Raw genomic sequence first — 19736 nt, 5'->3', positions numbered from 1 at the left:
CGCGCCGGGCTACCGGACTCGAACCGGCTCATACCTTGCGGTAGTCAGCAGCAGGTGCTGGTAACGGACTTTCCCATCCGCCTTTGCCCGGCGCGCTCGCCAATCTTACTGCTGGCCGCCGATCGGCCACTTCAGGTCGCCGGCGACAGCCACGTTCCGGAGTGCGGCCGCCAGCCGGTCGCGGGCGTCGGTCTGGGCGGCGATCCGCTCGTTGAGGATCGCCAACCGGTCGTGCGCGACGCGCAGGCCCGTGGGCGAGGGCGGCGCGGCGGCGACATCGCCGTCCAGGCATGGCAGGAACACGCGCACGTCGTCCAGGGTGAGCCCGGCGGCCAGCAGATAGCGGATGTTGCGGACCCGCACCGCGGCCCGTTCGTCGTACACGCGGTAACCGTTGGAGGCGCGCTCGGAGGAGATCAGTCCGGCCTGCTCGTAGTGCCGCAGCGCACGAGCGGTCGTCCCGGTCGCTTCGGCCAGCTCACCGATCCGCACCATCCCCACCTCCGTGGCCACTCTTATCACGCCACGACCGCTCCGCCGTCGACCGGGAGCACCACGCCGGTGACGAACGAGGCGGCCGGTGCGGCCAGTTGGGTGATCGCCCAGGCCACCTCCTCCGGGCGGCCGATGCGGCCCAGCGGGGTGTGTGCCAGTTGCCATTCCCGGACTGCGGCCATCCGCTCGGGCGTCAGGCCCTGGTGCTCGCCGATGGGGGTGTCGATCGCGCCGGGGGCGACCGCCACCACCCGGACCCCGCGGGGTGCCAGCTCGACCGCCCAGCTGCGGGTCAGGAGCTCCAGGGCGGCCTTGGTCGCGGCGTACACCGAGTTGCCGGGCCAGGCCCGCTGCCCCACCGACGTGCTGACGTTGACCACCACCCCGCCGGAGGCCTCCAGCAGCGGCAGTGCGGCCTGGGTCACCAGGATCGGCGCGACGAGGTTGGTGGCGACCTGCGCCGCGATCTGCTTCGGGGTCAACCTGCCGAGGACGCCGCCGTGGACGATGCCGGCGTTGTTGACCAGCACGTCGAGCCGGCCGAACAGCTCCGTCACCGACCGGGCGATCCGCTCGGGCCCGTCCTCGGCGGTGATGTCGGCGGGCAGCGGTGTGATCCGGCCGTGCCCGGCGGCGGTCTGCCTGAGCGCTTCGCTTTGCCGGCCGATCGCCACCACGTGGGCGCCCTCGACGGCGAAGGCGCGGGCGGCGGCCCGCCCGATGCCGGTGCCGGCCCCGGTGACGGCGACGACCCTGGCGCTCTGCGATGCGGTGGTGTCCATGGCCGTCATCGTGCAACCCTGCCGCCTACGGCAAGGTCAACGCCGCTACGGCGAGCGGCGCCCGGTGCCCGCTCGTGCGGACTCCGCGGGCACCAGACGAGTGCGATACTGCCGCTCGTGGAGCAGACCGACGCAGCGCACGTCGCCGTCGAGGTGATCGACGAGCGCACCTACCTGAACGGCAGGTTCGCGACCCTGGTCAGGATCGGCCTGCAACCCGTCGACGTCCGCTGACCGGCGATGCGGAGGATCGCCGTAGTGCCCGGACCTGGTGTCATCGTCGATGCCTGCGCGTTGGGTGAGGGGCTGGGCCTGAGGGTCGTCAACGCCGGCGACCTGTTTCGCGACCATGTGCAGCGGGCGACGCCGGAAGGACTGCGGATGGCCGGGTACGTCCACGCCGGCGCGGCGGTCCCCACGGATCTGCTGACGGACGTCGTCTGTGCCGCCTTGCCGGAGTCGGGTGACGACTGGCTGTTGTACGGCCACCCGAGAACGGTGGACCAGGCCGACGCGCTGGCCCGGCGCGGGTGCGAACCGCAGGCGTTCATCGAGCTCGTCATGACCGCCGACGACGTGAACAGGCCGGACTTCTGGCTCGCGGAGTATCGGCGCGAGAACACCCTCCGGGTCCTTCCGGCCTACGAGGCACAGATGGAGCCGGTGCGGTCCCACTTCCGCGCTCGCGGCACGTATCGCGGCGCCGCCGGCTTCGGCGGCCACGAGGATGTCGCATCCAGGCTGCTCGCCGTCCTCGCCGGACCCGGATGACCTGGTTGGCACGGACGGACAGGACTGGCATGATCATGCGGCCTGGACGGCGACGGCCGAGCGGTGCGGTTGGCGGAGGTGGTGCATCGTGAAGTTCTTCAAGCGGCAGCCGTCGACTCCCGTCGGGCGGCTCATGGCCGCCGCGCGGTTGCCCACCGCGGGTGGCGACATCGCGGTGCAGGACGTCGTCATGGACGTGCTGCGACGCGGCAGCGGGCGGATGGCACCGACGCTCGCGGTCGTCGAGGAGCTGCTCGGCGAGGGTGGCGAGGCGTCGCGGGTCGCGGTGGACTTCGTCGAGTTCGTCCAGAACGCCGCCTCGCACGGTACGGACGGGCTGCTCACCACGGAGGAGCTGCTCCCGTTGCGCGGGGTGCGGACGGTGGAGTGCTGGGAGACGGTGGACCGATTCTGGACCGCCGTCGTCGCATGGTGCGACGAGCAAGGGGTGGCGCTGGAGTCGGGTGCGTCGCTCCGCGCCGTCGAGCATCCTCGCCTGCGGTCGATCATGTGGCCGTCGTGCCGGAGCCTCGCCGACGGGCGGTGGGTGAGCGTTGCCGACGTGTTGGCGTACGAGCTCGCGGTCGGCGTGCCGATGGCCGGCTTCGGTCACCGTCCGACGGCGTGAACGGCAAGCCGCGGCGACCCTGCGATGCTGCGTGGGCGCCGCCGGCGCGTCACGTCACGAACGTTGCGGTGCTCCGGTGTAACGGAACGTGTTGGAGGCGCGGCGGATAAAGCCAAGCCGCTCGTACAGGCGGATCGCGGAGACACGGTCGGGGCGGGACGTCAGGTCGACGCTGCGGGCGCCTTCGGACTCGGCGAGGCGCAGGGCCTCCCGCATGAGCGCGGCGCCGGCGCCGTGGCCCCGGGCGGACCCGTCGACGACGACGTCCTCGATCCTGGCGCGCAGGCCGGTCGGGACGGGGAACATGGCGAGCGTCAGCACGCCGACCACCCTGCCGCCGACGCGGGCGGCGAGGATGCGGTTGCCCGGCCAGGCGAGGAGCGCCTCGAGGGCCGCGGCGTCCAGCAGATAAGCGGACGGCCAGACCCGAAGTTCCGGGAACGCCGAGCCCGCCGGACGTCGTTCCACACCAGATCTGAGGCCACGCCGTAATCATGATGAGTCCGTTGGTCAGCTGCTCCGGCAATTGCCGCTGACCGAACGTCCTGCGAAGAGTCGGCAACTCATGGAAGGCGCGGATCACCCGCTTTCGCGGCATGCCGTTGTCTTGGCGGGGCATGCCGTCGAGGTAGCGCGCAGCTGGCCTGGGGGTCTCATGTCGCAGTTGCTTGTCACGTCGTACGGCGATCCGCGCCGGTCCGTGTCGCTGGAGCGCACGGCCCACCCGGCACTGGGGACCGACGACGTCCTGGTCGAGATGGAGGCCGCACCGGTCAATCCGTCCGACCTGCTGCTCGTCCGTGGTGACTACGGGATGCGGCCGTCGCTGCCGAGCCCGCTGGGCGGCGAGGGAGTGGGTCGGGTGATCGACGCCGGCGGGGGCGCGGGCCAGCACCTGGTTGGGCGGAAGGTGGTCATTCTGCCCAACTACGAGCAGGGCACCTGGGCGGACCAGGTGACCACGGGGTACCGCAACGTCGTGCCGATCCGGGAGGACGGCGACCCGCTGCAACTCGCCATGCTGCCGATCAACCCGGCGACCGCGTACCTGCTGCTGCACAAGTTTGCCACGCTGGCTCCCGGCGACTGGGTCGGCCTCAACGCCGCCAACTCCGCTGTCGGGCTGTGCGTCATCGCCCTCGCTCGGCTGCGGGGCTTCAAGACGCTCAACATCGTGCGGCGCGACGCCGCCGCCGAAACCGTGCGTGACGCCGGCGGCGACCGGGTGATCGTCGCCGGGGACGACCTGCCCGCGCAGATCGCGGACGCACTGGACGGCGCGGAGCTCGGTCTCGCCCTGGACGCCACGGCCGGACGAACCGTCGCCGACCTCGCCGCGGCGCTGAGGTTCGGCGGCACGATCGTCAGCTACGCCTACGCGACCGACGCGCCCCCAACCGTCCGCGCCCACGACCTCATCTTCAACGAGGTGACGCACACCGGGTTCTGGCTGCTCAACTGGCTGCGGCACGCTCCACGCACCGAGATCGAGCAGACCTACCGGGCACTCAACGACCTCGTCGCCGACGGCGACCTGACCGTCCCGGTCGACGCGACCTACCGCCTGGACGAGTACCACGAGGCGATCGAACACGCGATGGCACCGGGACGCAGCGGAAAGGTCCTGTTCACGTTCGCCTGAAGTGCCTCGGAGGTGAACCGCCTGCGGTCAGCCGTCCAGCTCGTTGGTGGCGCCCTTGCTACTGCACGGCCGTCCCAGCCCGCAGCGCGCGAGTCCACCGGCTACGGCCCGAGGCGGTGGCGCCGGTAGCTCGGCCCTGGAGGATGGTGTTCGAGCCCGTTCTCGTCGAGCGCGTTGTAGACGACCAACCAGGTCTGACCGAGATCCAACCCGACAGCGACGCTGCCGTCGGCCATGTCACCGCCGGTCCATTCGAGGAGCTCGACGTGATCGAGCGTCCGGCCGGGCAGCTCCGTCAACGGCGGCAGGGGTTCTGCCCGCCAGGCGAGGCGGAAGCCGGGGTCTTCGATCGCCTGGTGCGGGTCGATGGTGTTCCAGGTGATGGACAGGTCGTCGAACTTCTGATGGTCGATCTCGACCTGCTCGGCACCGAAGTCCAGGAGCACAGGCGCGTCGGCGAACCACTCGTCGTCGTCGAGGTCCCAGACCAGCCAGACGTGCCGGAGCGTGAGCCCGCCGAGTCCGGCAAGGCGCGCACCGTGCGCCGTGACGATGCTGTCACGTCCGTTGCGCCAGCGCGGCCGGTAGCCCTGGATACCGAAGCGGAACATGATCCGATTCTGCCCACGGCTGGCCGGCGACACATCCGAATTCCGGGCACGCCAGATGATCGCGAGGTGGTTGTCATCGTGGCGTCACCCGAGGTCCCGGCACAGCGCCGCCGATGTCCGTCCGATTGCCGGGTCCACCGCTCGGACCAGAGTATCGCGCAGGTTTGCGGGAGCGACCGCGAACGCTTCACGCAGGACCGCGACCGCTTGGCGTCCGCGGGTGCGTCCGGCAACGAGCGGCAGGCTCCACACCGCGGTCGGCAAGAAGCGCGCGTCGGCCAGCACTCGCACCCGCAGCGCTGCCAGGGCGGCAGCACGAACCTCGTCGACCCAGTCGGCTGAGCGAAGCATGATCACCGGCATCAGGATCGTCAACGGACCGGTGTGGGTGTCCGGCTCCAGGAAGTCCCACATGGACACCCAGCCCTTGGTGGCCAGGTGATCCGAAGCCCCGACGCCGGAGGCAAGACCGTCCGCCGGCCCCGTCACCGCGAGGGGACCGGCGCACATGGCGTCGATCGCACGCTGCCGGACACGGCCATCCGGGTGCATCCCGGCCAGCACCCAACTCACCGGCCCCGCACTCCCGTCAACCAGCCGGCCACCGACCACATCCATCGCCGCCGCATGCCACGCGAACCGCTGCCGCACGTGCCGGTCCAGGTGCTTCCATCCCGCCTGCGGACGATTGAAGTCGAGCAGCTGGCAGATCAGCTGCACGTGCCCCGACGGTTCCAATTCGATCATGCCCTGCACGAACCAGCGCAACGCTTCCTGGTCCCCGAACGCCGCCGCTTCCTTCGCGCCCATCAACCGCTCCAGCCAACGCGGCAACGCACCAGGAACCGGCGGATCGGTGAGATTCGGCGCAGTCACACCCGCATTCTGCACGTAGGGCGACAGTCCCGAGGGCCGGCAAGCGCCTCACGCAAGCGACGCACCTGGGGGCGTGGCAGGAACCTGTGGTCAGAGGGTCGAGGAGGGTGGGAGGGCGAAGACGTCGCCGGTGCGGAAGCAGTCCCAGCCGGCCGGCAAGGGGTCGGGTTCGTCGATGACGGCCTGGGCGCGGAAGCCGCCGGTTTCCAGGCCGTCGGCGGCAAAGCCGGTGAGGCGGGCTTCGAGGGTCTCACCGAGGCCGGCGTGCTCCAGCACGGTGAAGATGGCGTCGGCGGCGCAGGTGACGATGGCGGCCGCCTCCTCGGGTGTCGCTTCTGGGTGCAGGTCGAGGTGGAGCCGGCGGGCGGCGGCAAGGAGGCGGGCGGCGTCGGTCACGGTGAAGTCGTAGCGGAGGCGGACGGACAAATTCATCCCGTCGCGGAGCGGGTCGTTGCCGGCGATGGGGACCTGGGCCTTGTCCATCGCGTCACGATAGCTGTGGGGCTCCGGTGTAGCGGAAGGTGTTGGAGGCGCGGCGGGTGAAGCCGAGTCGTTCGTACAGGCGGATCGCGGAGACGCGGTCGGGGCGGGATGTCAGGTCGACGCTGCGGGCGCCTTCGGACTCGGCGAGGCGCAGGGCTTCGCGGATGAGTGCGGCGCCGGCGCCGTGGCCTCGGGCGGACTCGTCGACGACGACGTCCTCGATCCTGGCGCGCAGGCCGGTCGGGACGGGGAACGTGACGAGCGTCAGCACGCCGACGATCCTGCCTTCGACGCAGGCGGCCAGGATGTGGTTGCCCGGCCAGATGATGAGTGCGTCGAGGGCCGCGGCGTCCAGTGGCGTGGCGGAGGCGGACAGCTGGGGCAGCAGGCGGGCGAATGCCTCGACCGTCTCTTCGGTGGCGGCGGCGATGCGCTCGACGGCGACGTCCATAGCAGCACTCTAACGACGGACGGTCCGGCCGCCGGGTCCGCGGTGGTGTTGGATGCGGCGCAGGACGGCGTCGGCGCTGGCGGTGACCTGCTCGATCTGGCCGGCCAGGGTGGGGTCCAGGTGCGGGCGGGCGGCCGCCAGCAGAGCGGGCAGGGCGGCGGCGTCGGGGTTAGCGAGGGCCTGGTGAAGGCGGTCGCGGCGGCGGGCGCGTAGGTTGGGGGCGTGGGCGGGGAGGCGGAGGCGCGGCGGTTGTTCGACGCGTTCCGGGACGAGCTGTGGGGGCAGCGGCACTGGGACAGCGACTTCACGCCGGCGCCGCATGAGCCTGACGTGAAGCTGCGGGAGCTCGTCGACGGGGCGGGGGTGGCGGCGGTGCCGTTGCTGCTGGAGGCGTTGCACGGGGACAGCGATCTGCGGTACTGGGCGCTCATCGGCCTGCAGTGGGTGGGGCCGCCGGCCGGGGGCGCGGCGGTGGCCGCCCTCGTCGAGCACATCGAGGCGCGCCGGGAGCCGCTGTGGCCGGCGGTGGTTGCGCTGGACGCGATGGCGCCGGAACGGGTGCGGGCGCTGGGCGTACACCTGCTGCCGGCGACGATGGAGCACCTGACCGACCGGTATCTGCGGCTGCCGGGCGACGCGATCGTCGGGCACGTCGAGCGGTTCGTCCGGGAGGAGCGCGACGAGGACGTCGTCCGGTTCCTCGGGCAGCGGCGGCTGCGGGACCGGCTGGTGCACGACCGCCCGCCGCGCCTCGCGCGCCTGCTGCGCGACACCATGCGCGACAAAGAACGGAACCCGCTGGTGCGCCGGGCGGTGGCGGAGATCCTGGCGATGGTCGACCCCGTCACCGAGGACCTGATCGAGGCGCTGCGGCACGGCGGGCCCCTCGCGCCCGGGATCGTGGACCGGGTCGCCGCGCACCCCGCGAGCGAGCGGCTCGTGCCCAGGCTCGTGGAGCGGCCCGGCGCGGCCGAAGCGCTCGCGGCGCTCGTCGTGCGGCGGCGGGCGGCGGGGCTGACGACGGATCCCGGGCCGCTGCGGGAGTTCCTGCGGTTGTGCGTCGACGAGCCGAGGCAGCGGTGGCCCAGTCCGCGGTTCGGCGCCGCGGTACCGCAGGCGATCGGCGCGCTCGGAGACGAGACGCTGCTGGTACACCTGCTGCCGATGCTGCACGAGGAGCACCTCAGCGTGTCGGAGCGGAACGCGACGATCGCGGCCTTCGCGGCCTTCGGCGAACGAGGGGCGGCACTGACCAACGCCGAAGGGGCCGTGCGGCGGATCGAGGACGCCGACGACGCGTTCCTGCGCGGGCGGATCGAGACCACGCTGGGCGGCGCGTTCGACGCGTACGCCGGCGTCCTGCTGGTCGAGCCGTCGGCGCACGCCGCGTTCCAGCTGGCGTGGATCGACCGGGCGTACGGCGCGCCCGTCACCGCGGCACGCGTCGCCTGGATCCGCGGGCTCGGCTTCGCCGGCGAGGACCTCCTGGCCGAGGTCGCTCGACCGGTGGAACGGCCGCTCGAAGGGCTGCGCATCGGGTGGGACTGCGGCCGGCCCGGCAAGCACGACCCGGCCCGCGCGGCCCGCGCCGCAGCCGCCGGCCTGCCCTCGCTCGCCTACGGCTGGCTCCGCCACGAGGCCTACGCCCAGGCCGCCCGCATCCATCTCGACGACGTCCGGGCCGCCACCGATGCGGCTTCCTGACTACCTGCCCGGCCAGGACGCGCCGCTGGTCGACGCCATGCCCTGGCTGGAGGACGAGCTGTTCTGGCCCGCGTTCCTGTTCGCCGTCGGCCACGCGGGCTCGGCACCGGAGGCGTTCGGGGTGGACCCGGCCGACCTGGAGGCGTTCCTCGACGACTTCGAGCGATCGGATCTGTGGCCGGTGTTCACCGTCGCGATCGGCCGGGGGGTCCTGCACCTGATCGTGCGCAACTTTCCCGGCGATCCTGGCCTCGACTGGCTGGTCGACGCCGAGATCGGGGCCGCCGCGCGCCGCCTCGCCGCCGAGGACGGCGGCGACAGCCCAGGGCCCGGCCTGCCGTGGGGACTGCTGCCCACCGACCCGGTGAACCTGCTCCTGGCACTGCCGGCGTTCGGCAAAGGCGAAAGCGGAGGCGGCGACCCCGGCCCCGTGGCGGCCGCCCTGCGGGCCGTGGGCGCGACCGCGTCGGTCGACGAGCTTGCCGCCGAGCTGTTCTACGGCCGCTAAATTCGGGTCGTGGATTAAGGTTGCTTTAGATCTCTGTCGGGCACGGGGCGACGGCGCCTACGATCACGGCGGCCGTGCACCGTCCGCGCTCGTGGGGAGTCATCCGTTGTCGTACGCGTCGAACCACGGCGTTCCCTGGCGGCTCGGCCGGAGCAAGGTGGTGATGGCGGCGGCGGGCCTGATCGTCGTGGCCGGCGCGGCTGCGGTCTACCTCGCCACGTCGCCCGGATCGGCGAAGCCTTCCTCGGTTGCGGACGCGTCGCCGGTACCGGCGGAATCCGGCGCTGTGATCGGCGCCGCGCCCGCGCCGTCGGGGTCCGCCTCGGCCGCCACGAGCGCGAGCGCCGCGGCGTCGAAGTCCGCCACCGCGAAGGCGCCCGCGACGGGCTGGATCCCGGTGGACGCCGCGGCGTGGAAGGCGCAGGTCGACGCGTTCCAGGCGCTCAAGACCGACCCGGTGCCGGCGGGGGTGGGCAACCTGCCGGAGTTCCGGGCGGACTGCCAGTACAGCCACTCCCTCGCCGACGACCCGATCGTCTTCCCCGGGCTCGCCGGCTCGTCGCACATGCACTCGTTCGTCGGGAACAAGGCCGTCACCGCCGACACGACGCCCGAGGACCTGACGAAGTTCACGGCCACGACGTGCAAGCCGGTCCAGGACCACTCCGCGTACTGGGTGCCCACGCTGTACGACGCCGCGACGAACAAACCCGTCGAGACCACCGGCTTCCGGGTCTACTACCGGTCGCTGATGAACACGTCGGCCGGTCAGCTGCCGATGCCGAACGGGCTGCGGATGATCAGCGGCGACGCGACGAAGCGGCAGCCGACGCCGCGTGGGGCGCAGGGCCAGTTCTACTGCGCCTTCTACGGCCCCGGCGACCTCGACGGCGTCGCGCGCAGCACCAACGGCAACTGGCCCATCTGCGGCGGCGACGCCACGCTGCACTTCATGATGCAGTTCCCGGACTGCTGGGACGGCAAGCACCTGGACAGCCCCAACCACAAGGACCACGTCAAGCACGGCTCGGGCAACGCCTGCCCGGCCAGCCACCCGGTGAAGATCCCGGCGATCACCTTCGACATCCAGTACGGCGCGAAGGGCACCCAGCAGGGCTACTACCTGTCCTCCGACAAGGAGGGCAGGAGCGCCTCCTCGATGCACGGCGACGCGTTCGTGATGTGGGACGCCGCGACCATGAACAAGCGCACGAAGAACTGCATCCTCCAGCGCCGTACCTGCGACAACAACGGCTACCAGCAGTAGGGCGGCGGCATCGGTTAGGCTCTCCTTACTTTCCACAGGGGGGATGGCCGTGCCGTTCGTGAACGTCGGTGCCGTGACGCTGCATTATGAGGAGTCCGGCAGCGGCGACGCCGTGTTGCTGGTAGCCGGCACCGCCGCGCGCGGCCGCACGTGGCGGCTGCACCAGGTGCCCGCGCTGGTCGCCGCCGGCTACCGGGCGATCACCTTCGACAACCGTGGCGTGTCGCCGAGCGACCCGGCGAAGACCGGGCTCACCATCGACGACCTGGTCGCCGACACGGCCGGCCTGATCGAGCGGCTCGTCGGCGGGCCGTGCCGGCTGGTCGGCTCGTCGATGGGCGCGTACGTCGTGCAGGAGCTGCTGCTGACCCGGCCCGACCTGGCCACCCAGGCGGTGCTGATGGCGAGCCGGGGCCGCGCCGACGCGATGTCCCGGGCGCTCGCCGCCGCCGAGCGCGCACTGTACGACGAGCGCGTCCACCTCCCCGGCGTGTACGACGCGACGACGCGCGCGGTGCAGAACCTGTCGCCGAGCACGCTGCAGGACGAGCAGGCGGTGCAGGACTGGCTCGACCTGTTCGAGATGTCGCCGGCCGACGTGACCGACGCCGGCCTGCGCCCGCAGCTCGACGTCGAGCTCGACACGGACCGGCTCGGCGCGTACCGGCGGATCGACACGCCGACGCTGGTGCTGTCGTTCGCGGACGACGTGATGGCGCCGGCGGCCCGCGGCCGTGAGCTCGCCGGCTCGATCCCCGGCGCCCGGTACGCCGAGATCCCCGCCGCCGGCCACTACGGCTACCTGGAGCAGCCCGACGCCGTCAACGACGCGATGCTGGCGTTCTTCAAGGGCTGACCAGGGCTGAACGGGGCTGACCAGGGCTGATCAGCGCACCACCAGCTGCACCAGCAGCAGGTGGCCGGAGTGCGTCTCGACCTCGAACATGCCGGTCGTGTCGGCGCGGAACTCCAGCGTCGCCGGCCGGCCCGCCTCCAGCACGGCCTTGCGGTCGTAGCCGTGGACGTGCAGCTCGTCGGGCACGTCGGAGGTGACGGTGAGCCGGATCGTGCTGCCCTTGCCCACCTCGACCCGGCCCACGGGCGGCTCGACCCGGCCGCCGGTGATCGAGACCGTGATCGACCGGTCCTGGGGTGGTGTCTCGCCGGTACCGCCGCGGAACAGCACCCAGGCGACGACGCCCGCGACGATCAGTACGGCGACGGCGACGAGCCGGAAGACGGCGTCGCGCGACCGGACGGGCGCGACGTCGGCGGTGGTGGGCACGGCGGGTTCCTCACGGGAGCGCGACAGGGCAGGGCCCGGAGCGCCGCACACCGGTAGCCCGCCCCGGCCGCCGAGCCGGAGATGCGGACGGGCGTAAGCGTAACGGCCCGCCCGCGTCCCGGCGAGGGTCACTTCATGCGGCGCCGCCGCTGCCAGACCGCGATGCCGGCGGCGACCACCGCGGCCGCGCCCAGCGCCGCCCACAGCAGCCCGACGATGCCGCCGCCGTCGTCCTTGGCGGCCGGCTCGGCGGCGGCCGGCGACGGGGCCGCGCTGGTGGGGGCGGCGGACGGCGACGGTGAGGGCGACGGCGCCGCGCTCGTCGGGGCCGGCGCGGCGTTGGTGAACGTGAACCTGCCCTCCAGGGGGTGCCCGTCGCCGGCGGCCGTGCGCCACACGACCGTCACCGGTCCCGGCGGCAGCGGCCGGATCGCCTGCGTGAGGGTCTTGTTCACCGATCTGGGGGTGCCCTCGCTGTACGAGACGCCGTCGGCACCGGTCACCTCGACGGTGCTCGCCTGCTGCTTCACCATCTCCGTGAACGTCAGCGTCACCGCGGCGACCGGCGTGCTGACGGTGGCGCCCGCGGCCGGGTCGCTCTTGGTGAGCGTCGTGTGGGCCCACGCCGGGGCCGGCGGCAGCAGGATGAGGAGCGTCGCCGCGGCGGCGGCCAGGATCGCGCGGAGCGTCGCGTGCAGTCGCATGCGCCAATCCTGGCATGGGGCGCGGCGCGGACCTGGAAGCCGGTGGTCACAGCGGGCCGCATCCACTGTGACCACCGGCGCTCATGGGGGTGCTACCTGCGGAAGACGAACCAGTCGACGTTGACGAAGTCGGCCGGCTGGCCGCTGCTGAAGCGCAGGAACACCGTGTGCCGGCCGGTGACCTGGGATGTCAGGTTGCCCGGGATCTCGCGGAAGCTGCTCCAGCCGCCGGTGTTGGCGACGGAGAAGCTCGCGACCGGCGCGTTGCCGACGTTGTCGAGGCGGACCTCGACGGTGCCGCTGACGCCGCCGGCGGCGCCGGAGGAGACGCGGGCGAGGAAGTCCTTCGGCGAGGCGCTGCCGAAGTCGACGTTGTCGTAGCGGGCCCAGTCGCCGTTGGCGAGGTACCCGATCTGGTCGCTGCCGGGCACGACCCCGGACTGCGCGTTGTAGGACTCGGCCTGGATGGTGCTGTAGGCGCCGCGGCCGCCACCGGTCTGGGTCTGGGTCGGGGTCGGGGTGACGGTCGGGGTCGGGTTCGAGCCGCCGCCCTTGGTGTACACGGCGACGTAGTCCACGAGCATCGGCACGCCGGACGCGGTGCTGCCGGTGGGGGTGGAGTAGCCGGCGACGCCGTTGGGGAACGAGCCGCCCATGGCGACGTTGAGCAGGATGAAGTAGCCCTCGTGGCTGGTCATGCTCGACCAGTACGAGCCGACCTGGTTCTGGTTCACGGAGAAGAACTGGACGCCGTCGAGGTACCAGCGCAGCACCTGCGGGCTGACGCTCGCGTCCCACTCGATCGCGTACGTGTGGAAGTTGCCCTGGCAGGCGCTGGTCGGGCAGCTCCGGGTCGCGCCGAGGCCGGTGGTCTCGTTGCAGGGCCCGCCCGGGTTGACGCCGCAGTGCAGCGTGCCCCAGACCTGGTTGACGCCGTTGACGTTCTCCATGATGTCCAGCTCGCCGATGCCCGGCCAGTTCCAGTAGTTGCCCCGGTACGGCGAGCCGAGGGCCCAGAACGCCGGCCAGTAGCCCGCGGCGGCGGCGCCGGAGACGTTCGGCATCTGCAGGCGGCCCTCGATGCGCATGACACCGCCCGACGGCGGCTTGAAGTTGGTCCGGCGGGTCTCGATGCGGGCCGACGTCCACTGCCCGGAGCCGGACCTGATCGGGGTGATCCTCAGGTTTCCGGAGCCGTCGAGGGCGAGGTTCTGCGTGCTGGTGGTGTAGGTCTGGATCTCGCCGGTACCGAAGTTGGCGGGGCCGCCGGCGTACTGGGTGCCGGTGGTGAAGAGCCAGTTCGTCGACGACGGCAGGGTGCCGGCGGTGCCGGTGAAGTCGTCGCTCCACTGCAACGTCCAGCCGGACGGGGTCGACGGGACGGCGGCGTAGGCGTTGACGGTGACGGCGGCGGTCGCCACCAGGACGGCCGCGAGGGCCAGGGGGCGCACAGCAGGGGGCATTGGCGGAAACCTCCAAGAGCGGGGGGGTGTCTCGTGAGAGCGCTCTCATGCTTTGTAGCGAGCGTGCGATCCTGGTGTCAATGACTGTTTCCGCTGTTCAGAGTCTTAACAGAAGCACCGTTCGGGTGGCGGCGCTTCGTGGAAGAGAGCGCTCTCTCCGCTGGTCGCGGAGCGGATGGGGTCGCGGCGCAACCGGTACCGCAACCGGTCCCAGATCCGGTGTTCCCGCCCGGTTCGACGAATGCCGCCGCCACGATTGCCGATACGGAGAGCGGAGGTGGCCGGTATGGGCGCGGGCGACGGTGCGGTGATCGGTGTGCTGTCGCCGTTCGTCGGCGGCGCCTACTACGGCACGATCCTCGCCGGGATCAGCGCGGCCGCCGCCGCGGCCGGCAGCCGCACCGTCGCGGTGCAGACCCTCGACGCCGCCGCGGACATGGCCGTCAACGGGGGCACGCCGACGTTCACCGCGCCGGTCGCCTGGGACCACATCGCCGGGTTCGTGGTCCTCGCCGACGCCGTCACCGGCGACTACCTCGACCGGCTCCACGCCGCCGGGAAGCCCGTGGTGCTCCTCGGGCACCGCGCCGGCCGCCCCGACCTGACCGCCGTCGTCGCCGACAACGGCGCCGGCGTCCGGGACGCCGTCACGCACCTCGTCGAGCACGGGCACCGCAGGATCGCGTTCACGGGGTACGTCGCCGCCTCCGACATCGCCGAACGCCACCACGCCTACACCGGGACCCTGCTCGCCCACGGCATCGAGCCCGACCCCGCGCTGTTCCTGCCCGCCACCGACAACCTCGAGAGCGGCGTCGCCGGGGTCGACCCGCGGGCCCTGCGCAACACCGCGACCGCGATCGTGGCGGCGACCGACCGCAACGCGATGGGGCTGCTGACCGCGCTGACCGCCGCCGGGTTCGCCTGCCCCGACGACCTCGCGATCACCGGCTTCGACGACATCGAGGTCGCCGCGTACCTCAACCCGAGCCTCGCCAGCGTCCGCCAGCCGCTGACCGTGATGGCGGCCCGCGCGGTGGACCTGCTGCTGCGGGCCGTCGCCGGGGCGCCGCTGCCGCCGGGCGCGCAGCGGGTGCCGACCGCGTTCGTGCCCCGCGGGTCCTGCGGCTGCTCCGACTCGGTCCTGCGGCTGCCCCCGCCGGTCGCGGATCCCGGCCCGGCCCGGCTCACCGAGCGCCTCGCCGTGCTGCTGCCGCCGGATGCCGTACGGACGGGCGAACACCTCACCGTTCTCGCCAAGGCCGTCGACTCGGTCGTCGACCTGGCCGGCGCGGCGGCCGCCGGGCGACCCCCGGACCACGCCGGCGCGACCGCCGCGCTGCTCGCGCTCTATGCCTTGCAGGCCCAGCCCGAAGGCATGCGGATCGTGGCCCGCGCCGTCCAGGAGTACGTCCAGCAGGTGCCCGCCGCCGACGTCGCCACGGCCCGGCGCCTCGACGGCTGCGTCCAGGAGCTGATCCTCGCCGTCGTGCGGGTCCGGCAGGTGGCCAACTTCGGCGACCGGTGGCGGCTGCGCTCCACGGTCGGCGCCCACTACGACCTGTCCATGGCGCTGCTCTACAACCGCCAATCCGACCCGCGGGACCTCGGCTGGCTGTCGGTGACCCCGGCGACCGCCGGCTCCCTCGGGCTCTGGGGCGCGCAAGGGCGGCTCGACGTCACGGACGGCTGGCGCCGGCACCCCGGCCCGGCGATCGGCGGCGGCACCCTCGAGGTGCGCGCGTTCCCGCCGGCCGGGCTGATCGAAGCGGCCGGTCCCGGCGAGACGGTCTTCGTCGTGCCGGCGAAGGTCAACGCCAGCGACCGGGGCCTGCTCGCGGTCGCCGGCGTCGTGGAGAGCCAGGTCGAGGACGGCCGCGAGCTGGTCAACCAGTGCGCGGCCCTGCTCACCGTCGGGCTGGACCTGCGCGAACAGGAGGAGCGGCTGCGCCGGGCCGCGCTGTCCGACCCGCTCACCGGCCTGCCCAACCGGGCCGCGCTCGTGGAGACCCTTTCGCGCGCCGTCCGCGCCCCCGACCGCCGCTTCGCCGTGCTGTTCCTCGACCTCGACGGCTTCAAGCAGGTCAACGACCGCCTCGGCCACGCCGCCGGCGACGAACTGCTCGTCTACGTGGCGGAACGCATCCGCCGGTCGCTGCGCACCGGGGACATGGCCGCCCGCTTCGGCGGCGACGAGTTCGTGGTGTTCCTGGCGGAGGCGGAGCACCTGGACGGCATCGCCGACCGCCTCCGGGCGTCGATCGTCGCGCCCTACACGGTCGCCGGCCAGCTCGTGCGGATCGGCGTCAGCATCGGCTGCACCCCGTGCGACGACCGCGCCACCGCCGACGAGATCCTCTCCGCCGCCGACGCCGCCATGTACCAGGCAAAGACCGCCGCCCGCTGAGACGTTTTTGCTCGCCGACGATCGGCCCACGTCCAAGTGGCCGACCCGCGCGACGTTGTCCGCGCTCCCCAAGTCATGGCCCAACTGTTGCACCGGCAGCACCACTTGGCGAGCGTCAATCACTCGGGCGGCCGTCGGCATCACACCACCGCCGCCTGCCTGGTAAACAGAATCGAATCGTGTTCCGCTTCGGCATTCAGGGCCACCGGCCGCGCTGGCGGACGGAAGCCTTGCCGTTTCAGGATGCGCTTCGGGCCGGTCGGATGTCACTGGGGCGGCCGCGCAGCAGGAGGGGCGCCACCAGTACCGTGGCGGCTCCGGCGGACGCGATGGCCAGGGCGGGGGAAGTGAGCTCCGCGACGGTGCCCAGAAGCAGGGGGCTGAGGCCCTGCAGGGTCATCATGCCGGTGGAGAGCAGGGCGAAGAGCTGGCCGCGGCGGGCTTCGGGGGCGGCGGCGAGGAAGGCGCGTTGCAGGCCGAGGCCGTACGCGAAGCCTGTCCCCGCGATGACGAGCAGCGCGGCCAGGACCGGGAGTGGTGGGGCGGCGAGCACGGCGATGAGTGGGGTGCCGAGCAGGAGCAGGAAGGGGCCGGCGAGGCGTTCGCGCAGGGTGGGGCGGAGGAAGCGGCCGGCGACGAAGTTGCCCAGGAGCATGCCGGCGGCGGGGGCGGCCATGAGGACGGCGCCGGAGCCTGATGGGAAGCCGCGGCGGCCGGCGTACGCGACGAGGAGGGCCTCAGCGCCGGCGGCGAACGCGGACGGCAGCCACTGGGCGAGCAGCAGCCGGCGGATGGTGCGGTCGCCGAACAGCGCCGACGCCCCGGCCAGGCTGTCCCTGACAGCGCCGCCACGGGAACGGACGGCGCCGCCACGGGAACGGACGGCACCACCGCGGGAACCGCCGCCTGGGCCGAGGCCGAAGCGGACCAGCACCGCGGCGGCCACGTGGCAGGCGGCGGCGAAGAGCAGGGCGTGGCGGGGGCCCGCGGCGGCCACGGCGACGCCGCCGCCCGCGAGGCCGAGCAGCTGGGCGGCGGAGGACGACATGTTGGACACGGAGCGGCCGAGGACGTACGCGTCGCCGGTCAGTTGCTCGGCGATGACGCGGGCCGCCGCGCCCGCGAACACCGGCGTGCCGCACGCGACCACGGCGACCAGCGAGAGGCTCGCCGCGACCGGCAGGTCGAGCAGGCCCAGGGCCGCCGCGAGGAGGGCCTCGACCGCGTACCCGGCGACGATGAGCGGCCGCGGTCGCAGGCGGTCGGTCAGCGACCCGAGCAGCAGCCCGCCGACGACCTGTGGCAGGAAGCCCGCGCCGAAGGCGAGCGCGCTGAGCAGTGCGGAGCCGGTGCCGGTGTAGACCAGGACGGACAGCGCGAAGATCTGCAGGGAGTTCGCGCCGATCGCCAGGGTCCGCGCGACGAACAGGGCACGGAACGACGGCTCCGCGAACACCTCGCGGTACGTGGCCGGGCGGTCGACGACAGTCATGCGCACCAGCCTGCGGGCGGGCGGGGAACGGCACGAATGATTCGCCACACGGCGTAAGGTCTAGGGCGTGCTGCGGTTCGTGGTGGGTGCGGAGGACCTGGTGCGCACCAGGTTCGCGCTGTCGCCGGTCTTCGAGCTGCACCACCTGATCCGCGCCCTGCAGAGCCCGCACCCGCAGGGCGTGCCAGAGGCGTGGCTGGCCCGGCTGCGGCCGCGGTTCGCGGAGCTGGCCGGGCGGCACGGGGCGGGGCTCGCGGCGATCGACGCGCTGCACACGCCGCGGGCCGGCGCGACGTTCTTCTCCCCACCGCCGCGGCTGCAGACCATCGAGGACGACCTCGCCACGATGCGCGCCGCGCCGGCGGACGGCGTCCGGGCGGAGATCGACTTCTATCTGCGGCACCGCCGGGATGTGTCGGACGCCGCGCGGGCGGTGCTGGCCGCGCCGGACGCCCTGGACCGCCTCGCCGACGTGCTGGCCGCGGCGTGGACGGCGCTGCTGGAAGACGACTGGCCGCGGCTGCGGCTGCTGTGCGAGCGCGACGTCGTGCACCGCGTCGGCGAGCTCGGCCGCGCGGGCTGGGCCGCCGCCCTCGCCGGGCTGCACCGGAAGGTCCGCTGGCGCGACGGCGGCATCGACCTGCACGTCCGGAGCAAGGGCGAGATCGCGCTCTGCGGGGACGGGCTGCTGCTCGTCCCGTCGGTCTTCGTGTGGCCGGAGATCGCCGTGTACGCCGACGACCCCTGGCCCAAGGCGATCGTCTACCCGGCCCGCGGCGTCGGGACGCTGCTCGAGCACGGCCCGCCCGAGCCGCCCGCGCACCTGTCTGCGCTGCTCGGCCGGTCCCGGGCGCTGCTGCTGGCCACCCTCGGCGACCCGGCCAGCACGAGCCAGCTCGCCCGGGCGTACGGCATGGCCACCGGCGCCGTCGGCGACCACCTCGCCGTCCTGCACCGCTCGGGCCTGGTGCACCGCGCCCGGTCGGGCCGCTCCGTGCTCTACCGCCGCACCCCGCTCGGCGACGCACTCGTCGCAGCGCCGGGATAGCGGCCGTCGGTACGCCAGATGCTGCGACGACAAGCGGGTGTAACGCACGGGGTGTTGGTGGACATGGAGCGGGTATGCGATCGGCCCGGTTCGAGCGAGCATATGCCGCCCACTATGAGCCAGTCTTTGCCTACGTGCTGCGCCGCACCGATTCGGTCCAGGACGCCTCGGATGTCGTCGCGGATGTCTTGACCGCCTGCGGCCCGAGGATCAAGACATCCTCGGTCTCGTCGCGGTCGAAGGTCTCACGCCCACCGAGATCGCCCGGGTGCTGGGTCGCACGGCGGTGTATGTACGGGTGAGGCTCCATCGTGCCCGGTCCCGGTTCGCCCGCGAGCTGAACGCCGAGGGCATCGAGGTGTAACGCGCTGCCGGGTGGCGGACATGGAGTGCCAGGAGGTGGGAGCTGTGAAGGACGAACGACTCGCCGATCATGTCAGGCAGGCGATGGCGCTGGACGCGACGCACACGGAGGCACTTGGTGATTCCCGCGCCAGGCAGGCTCTCCTCGAACGGGTCATCAACAGTCCGTCGGCAGCACCACGACCTCGCCGCCGTTGGGCGTTGACCATCGGCGCGGCCGTGACGACCGCAACGGCGGCGGTCCTTGCCCTCGCCATTGCGTTGAACGGGCTGCCACAAAAGCCGACGGGGCCCGAGTCGACGCCGGGACCCGGGTCACCGTCCGGCGCGCGTCGCGGCGACGTCTTCGCGGGCACCTCAGTGAGCCAGAGTTGTGTCGAGTCGTATTCGGCCCAGTCACTTGCCCGGCGCAGCTTCGCGTTCGACGGGACGGTGGCCGGAATCGGCGCCACCAACGACGGGACAGGCATGTTTCTTCCGGTGACGTTCAAGGTTCACCGATGGTTCCGGGGCGGCTCAGCCGGGAGCGTCACCGTCGGACTGGTGAATCCGACGGGCGGCGTCAGCCCGGATCTGGTGCCGTTCGGGATCGGATCGCGGCTGCTGGTCTCCGGCGAACCGCGTTTCGGTGGGACGCCGTTGACCGATCCGGTGGCCTGGGCCTGTGGGTTCACGCGCTGGCACGACGCAGCCGACGCCGAACTGTGGCAGCAGAGTTTCGCTTGAATCAGACCGCCCGGCCGGTCTCACCCCGCG

The 19736-nt window shown here is 72.6% G+C and carries 23 protein-coding genes; 12 read left to right on the top strand and 11 right to left on the bottom strand.

Features of this window, described 5'->3' with window-relative positions:
- Positions 1–105: 105 nt before the first annotated feature.
- Positions 106–495: a MerR family transcriptional regulator gene (locus AB0J72_RS51080; RefSeq protein WP_363413886.1), complete on the bottom strand. Its 390-nt coding sequence runs from the start codon at positions 493–495 to the stop codon at positions 106–108.
- A 23-nt stretch (positions 496–518) separates the two neighbouring features.
- A complete protein-coding gene (locus AB0J72_RS51075) occupies positions 519–1277 on the bottom strand; it encodes an SDR family oxidoreductase (protein ID WP_363413883.1) in 759 nt (252 codons plus the stop codon).
- A 258-nt stretch (positions 1278–1535) separates the two neighbouring features.
- Between AB0J72_RS51075 and AB0J72_RS51070 the strand changes: the two genes are divergently transcribed.
- Together AB0J72_RS51070 and AB0J72_RS51065 are read left to right on the top strand one after the other, a co-directional pair.
- Positions 1536–2048 (top strand): nucleoside monophosphate kinase, encoded by a 513-nt coding sequence (locus AB0J72_RS51070; RefSeq protein ID WP_363413880.1) that lies wholly within the window; start codon positions 1536–1538, stop codon positions 2046–2048.
- A gap of 88 nt (positions 2049–2136) precedes the next feature.
- The gene (locus tag AB0J72_RS51065) at positions 2137–2676 is read left to right on the top strand and encodes a hypothetical protein (protein ID WP_363413877.1); all 540 of its coding nucleotides are present in this window, start codon (positions 2137–2139) and stop codon (positions 2674–2676) included.
- Between the two features lie 54 nt (positions 2677–2730).
- Here AB0J72_RS51065 and AB0J72_RS51060 read toward each other — a convergent pair whose 3' ends face one another.
- Positions 2731–3144 carry a GNAT family N-acetyltransferase gene (locus AB0J72_RS51060; RefSeq protein ID WP_363413874.1) on the bottom strand — a complete coding sequence of 138 codons (414 nt, stop codon included), beginning with the start codon at positions 3142–3144 and terminating at the stop codon, positions 2731–2733.
- A gap of 187 nt (positions 3145–3331) precedes the next feature.
- Here AB0J72_RS51060 and AB0J72_RS51055 point away from each other — a divergent pair, with 187 nt between their 5' ends.
- A complete protein-coding gene (locus tag AB0J72_RS51055; protein ID WP_363413872.1) occupies positions 3332–4318 on the top strand; it encodes a zinc-dependent alcohol dehydrogenase family protein in 987 nt (328 codons plus the stop codon).
- Positions 4319–4419: 101 nt separating this feature from the next.
- On the opposite strand, the gene AB0J72_RS51050 is transcribed toward AB0J72_RS51055, so the two are convergent.
- From AB0J72_RS51050 to AB0J72_RS51035, 4 genes are all read right to left on the bottom strand, one after another.
- Entirely contained in the window at positions 4420–4929 is a 510-nt protein-coding gene (locus AB0J72_RS51050; protein ID WP_363413869.1) for a hypothetical protein, read from the bottom strand.
- A gap of 84 nt (positions 4930–5013) precedes the next feature.
- Positions 5014–5805 (bottom strand): hypothetical protein, encoded by a 792-nt coding sequence (locus AB0J72_RS51045; protein WP_363413867.1) that lies wholly within the window; start codon positions 5803–5805, stop codon positions 5014–5016.
- Positions 5806–5895: 90 nt separating this feature from the next.
- Positions 5896–6288: a hypothetical protein gene (locus AB0J72_RS51040; protein WP_363413864.1), complete on the bottom strand. Its 393-nt coding sequence runs from the start codon at positions 6286–6288 to the stop codon at positions 5896–5898.
- 4 nt (positions 6289–6292) lie between these two features.
- Positions 6293–6739 carry a GNAT family N-acetyltransferase gene (locus AB0J72_RS51035; protein WP_363413861.1) on the bottom strand — a complete coding sequence of 149 codons (447 nt, stop codon included), beginning with the start codon at positions 6737–6739 and terminating at the stop codon, positions 6293–6295.
- A gap of 42 nt (positions 6740–6781) precedes the next feature.
- Here AB0J72_RS51035 and AB0J72_RS51030 point away from each other — a divergent pair, with 42 nt between their 5' ends.
- The 5 genes from AB0J72_RS51030 (at position 6782) to AB0J72_RS51010 (ending at position 11074) form a co-directional block, all read left to right on the top strand.
- The gene (locus AB0J72_RS51030; RefSeq protein ID WP_363413858.1) at positions 6782–6952 is read left to right on the top strand and encodes a hypothetical protein; all 171 of its coding nucleotides are present in this window, start codon (positions 6782–6784) and stop codon (positions 6950–6952) included.
- A 9-nt stretch (positions 6953–6961) separates the two neighbouring features.
- Positions 6962–8443 (top strand): hypothetical protein, encoded by a 1482-nt coding sequence (locus tag AB0J72_RS51025; RefSeq protein ID WP_363413855.1) that lies wholly within the window; start codon positions 6962–6964, stop codon positions 8441–8443.
- Complete coding sequence (locus AB0J72_RS51020) at positions 8430–8951, top strand: hypothetical protein (RefSeq protein WP_363413852.1); 522 nt, start codon at positions 8430–8432, stop codon at positions 8949–8951. Before AB0J72_RS51025 ends, AB0J72_RS51020 begins: the two co-directional genes overlap by 14 nt.
- 106 nt (positions 8952–9057) lie before the next feature.
- Positions 9058–10218 (top strand): DUF1996 domain-containing protein, encoded by a 1161-nt coding sequence (locus AB0J72_RS51015; protein ID WP_363413849.1) that lies wholly within the window; start codon positions 9058–9060, stop codon positions 10216–10218.
- 73 nt (positions 10219–10291) lie between these two features.
- Positions 10292–11074 (top strand): alpha/beta hydrolase, encoded by a 783-nt coding sequence (locus AB0J72_RS51010; protein ID WP_363413846.1) that lies wholly within the window; start codon positions 10292–10294, stop codon positions 11072–11074.
- A gap of 30 nt (positions 11075–11104) precedes the next feature.
- Here AB0J72_RS51010 and AB0J72_RS51005 read toward each other — a convergent pair whose 3' ends face one another.
- The 3 genes from AB0J72_RS51005 to AB0J72_RS50995 all read right to left on the bottom strand — a co-directional run bounded on the left by AB0J72_RS51005 (position 11105) and on the right by AB0J72_RS50995 (position 13670).
- Entirely contained in the window at positions 11105–11503 is a 399-nt protein-coding gene (locus tag AB0J72_RS51005; protein ID WP_363413843.1) for a hypothetical protein, read from the bottom strand.
- 128 nt (positions 11504–11631) lie between these two features.
- The gene (locus tag AB0J72_RS51000; protein WP_363413840.1) at positions 11632–12207 is read right to left on the bottom strand and encodes a copper resistance CopC family protein; all 576 of its coding nucleotides are present in this window, start codon (positions 12205–12207) and stop codon (positions 11632–11634) included.
- A gap of 92 nt (positions 12208–12299) precedes the next feature.
- Positions 12300–13670, bottom strand: a complete 1371-nt coding sequence (locus tag AB0J72_RS50995) for a carbohydrate-binding protein (protein WP_363413837.1) — start codon at positions 13668–13670, stop codon at positions 12300–12302.
- Between the two features lie 286 nt (positions 13671–13956).
- Here AB0J72_RS50995 and AB0J72_RS50990 point away from each other — a divergent pair, with 286 nt between their 5' ends.
- Positions 13957–16077, top strand: a complete 2121-nt coding sequence (locus AB0J72_RS50990; RefSeq protein ID WP_363413834.1) for a GGDEF domain-containing protein — start codon at positions 13957–13959, stop codon at positions 16075–16077.
- A 238-nt stretch (positions 16078–16315) separates the two neighbouring features.
- Here the strand turns inward: AB0J72_RS50990 and AB0J72_RS50985 are convergent, their stop codons facing one another.
- Complete coding sequence (locus tag AB0J72_RS50985) at positions 16316–17569, bottom strand: MFS transporter (protein WP_363413831.1); 1254 nt, start codon at positions 17567–17569, stop codon at positions 16316–16318.
- Between the two features lie 67 nt (positions 17570–17636).
- Here AB0J72_RS50985 and AB0J72_RS50980 point away from each other — a divergent pair, with 67 nt between their 5' ends.
- The 3 genes from AB0J72_RS50980 to AB0J72_RS50970 all read left to right on the top strand — a co-directional run bounded on the left by AB0J72_RS50980 (position 17637) and on the right by AB0J72_RS50970 (position 19706).
- A complete protein-coding gene (locus tag AB0J72_RS50980; RefSeq protein ID WP_363413828.1) occupies positions 17637–18617 on the top strand; it encodes a winged helix-turn-helix domain-containing protein in 981 nt (326 codons plus the stop codon).
- Positions 18618–18813: 196 nt separating this feature from the next.
- Positions 18814–18981 carry a sigma factor-like helix-turn-helix DNA-binding protein gene (locus AB0J72_RS50975; protein WP_363413909.1) on the top strand — a complete coding sequence of 56 codons (168 nt, stop codon included), beginning with the start codon at positions 18814–18816 and terminating at the stop codon, positions 18979–18981.
- 44 nt (positions 18982–19025) lie between these two features.
- A complete protein-coding gene (locus AB0J72_RS50970; protein ID WP_363413825.1) occupies positions 19026–19706 on the top strand; it encodes a hypothetical protein in 681 nt (226 codons plus the stop codon).
- Positions 19707–19736: the final 30 nt, after the last annotated feature.

It is taken from the genome of Dactylosporangium sp. NPDC049742, from assembly GCF_040674675.1.
Taxonomy (GTDB): domain Bacteria; phylum Actinomycetota; class Actinomycetes; order Mycobacteriales; family Micromonosporaceae; genus Dactylosporangium; species Dactylosporangium maewongense.
This window is presented reverse-complemented; position numbering and strand designations above follow the sequence as displayed.

Excerpts from the sequence above, each read along its gene's own strand:
- AB0J72_RS51080 (WP_363413886.1), bottom strand. The coding sequence starts at position 495 with ATGGTGCGGATCGGTGAGCTGGCCGAAGCGACCGGGACGACCGCTCGT.
- AB0J72_RS51075 (WP_363413883.1), bottom strand. The coding sequence starts at position 1,277 with ATGGACACCACCGCATCGCAGAGCGCCAGGGTCGTCGCCGTCACCGGG.
- AB0J72_RS51055 (WP_363413872.1), top strand. The coding sequence starts at position 3,332 with ATGTCGCAGTTGCTTGTCACGTCGTACGGCGATCCGCGCCGGTCCGTG.
- AB0J72_RS51050 (WP_363413869.1), bottom strand. The coding sequence starts at position 4,929 with ATGTTCCGCTTCGGTATCCAGGGCTACCGGCCGCGCTGGCGCAACGGA.
- AB0J72_RS51040 (WP_363413864.1), bottom strand. The coding sequence starts at position 6,288 with ATGGACAAGGCCCAGGTCCCCATCGCCGGCAACGACCCGCTCCGCGAC.
- AB0J72_RS51035 (WP_363413861.1), bottom strand. The coding sequence starts at position 6,739 with ATGGACGTCGCCGTCGAGCGCATCGCCGCCGCCACCGAAGAGACGGTC.
- AB0J72_RS51020 (WP_363413852.1), top strand. The coding sequence starts at position 8,430 with ATGCGGCTTCCTGACTACCTGCCCGGCCAGGACGCGCCGCTGGTCGAC.
- AB0J72_RS51000 (WP_363413840.1), bottom strand. The coding sequence starts at position 12,207 with ATGCGACTGCACGCGACGCTCCGCGCGATCCTGGCCGCCGCCGCGGCG.
- AB0J72_RS50995 (WP_363413837.1), bottom strand. The coding sequence starts at position 13,670 with ATGCCCCCTGCTGTGCGCCCCCTGGCCCTCGCGGCCGTCCTGGTGGCG.
- AB0J72_RS50990 (WP_363413834.1), top strand. The coding sequence starts at position 13,957 with ATGGGCGCGGGCGACGGTGCGGTGATCGGTGTGCTGTCGCCGTTCGTC.
- AB0J72_RS50985 (WP_363413831.1), bottom strand. The coding sequence starts at position 17,569 with ATGACTGTCGTCGACCGCCCGGCCACGTACCGCGAGGTGTTCGCGGAG.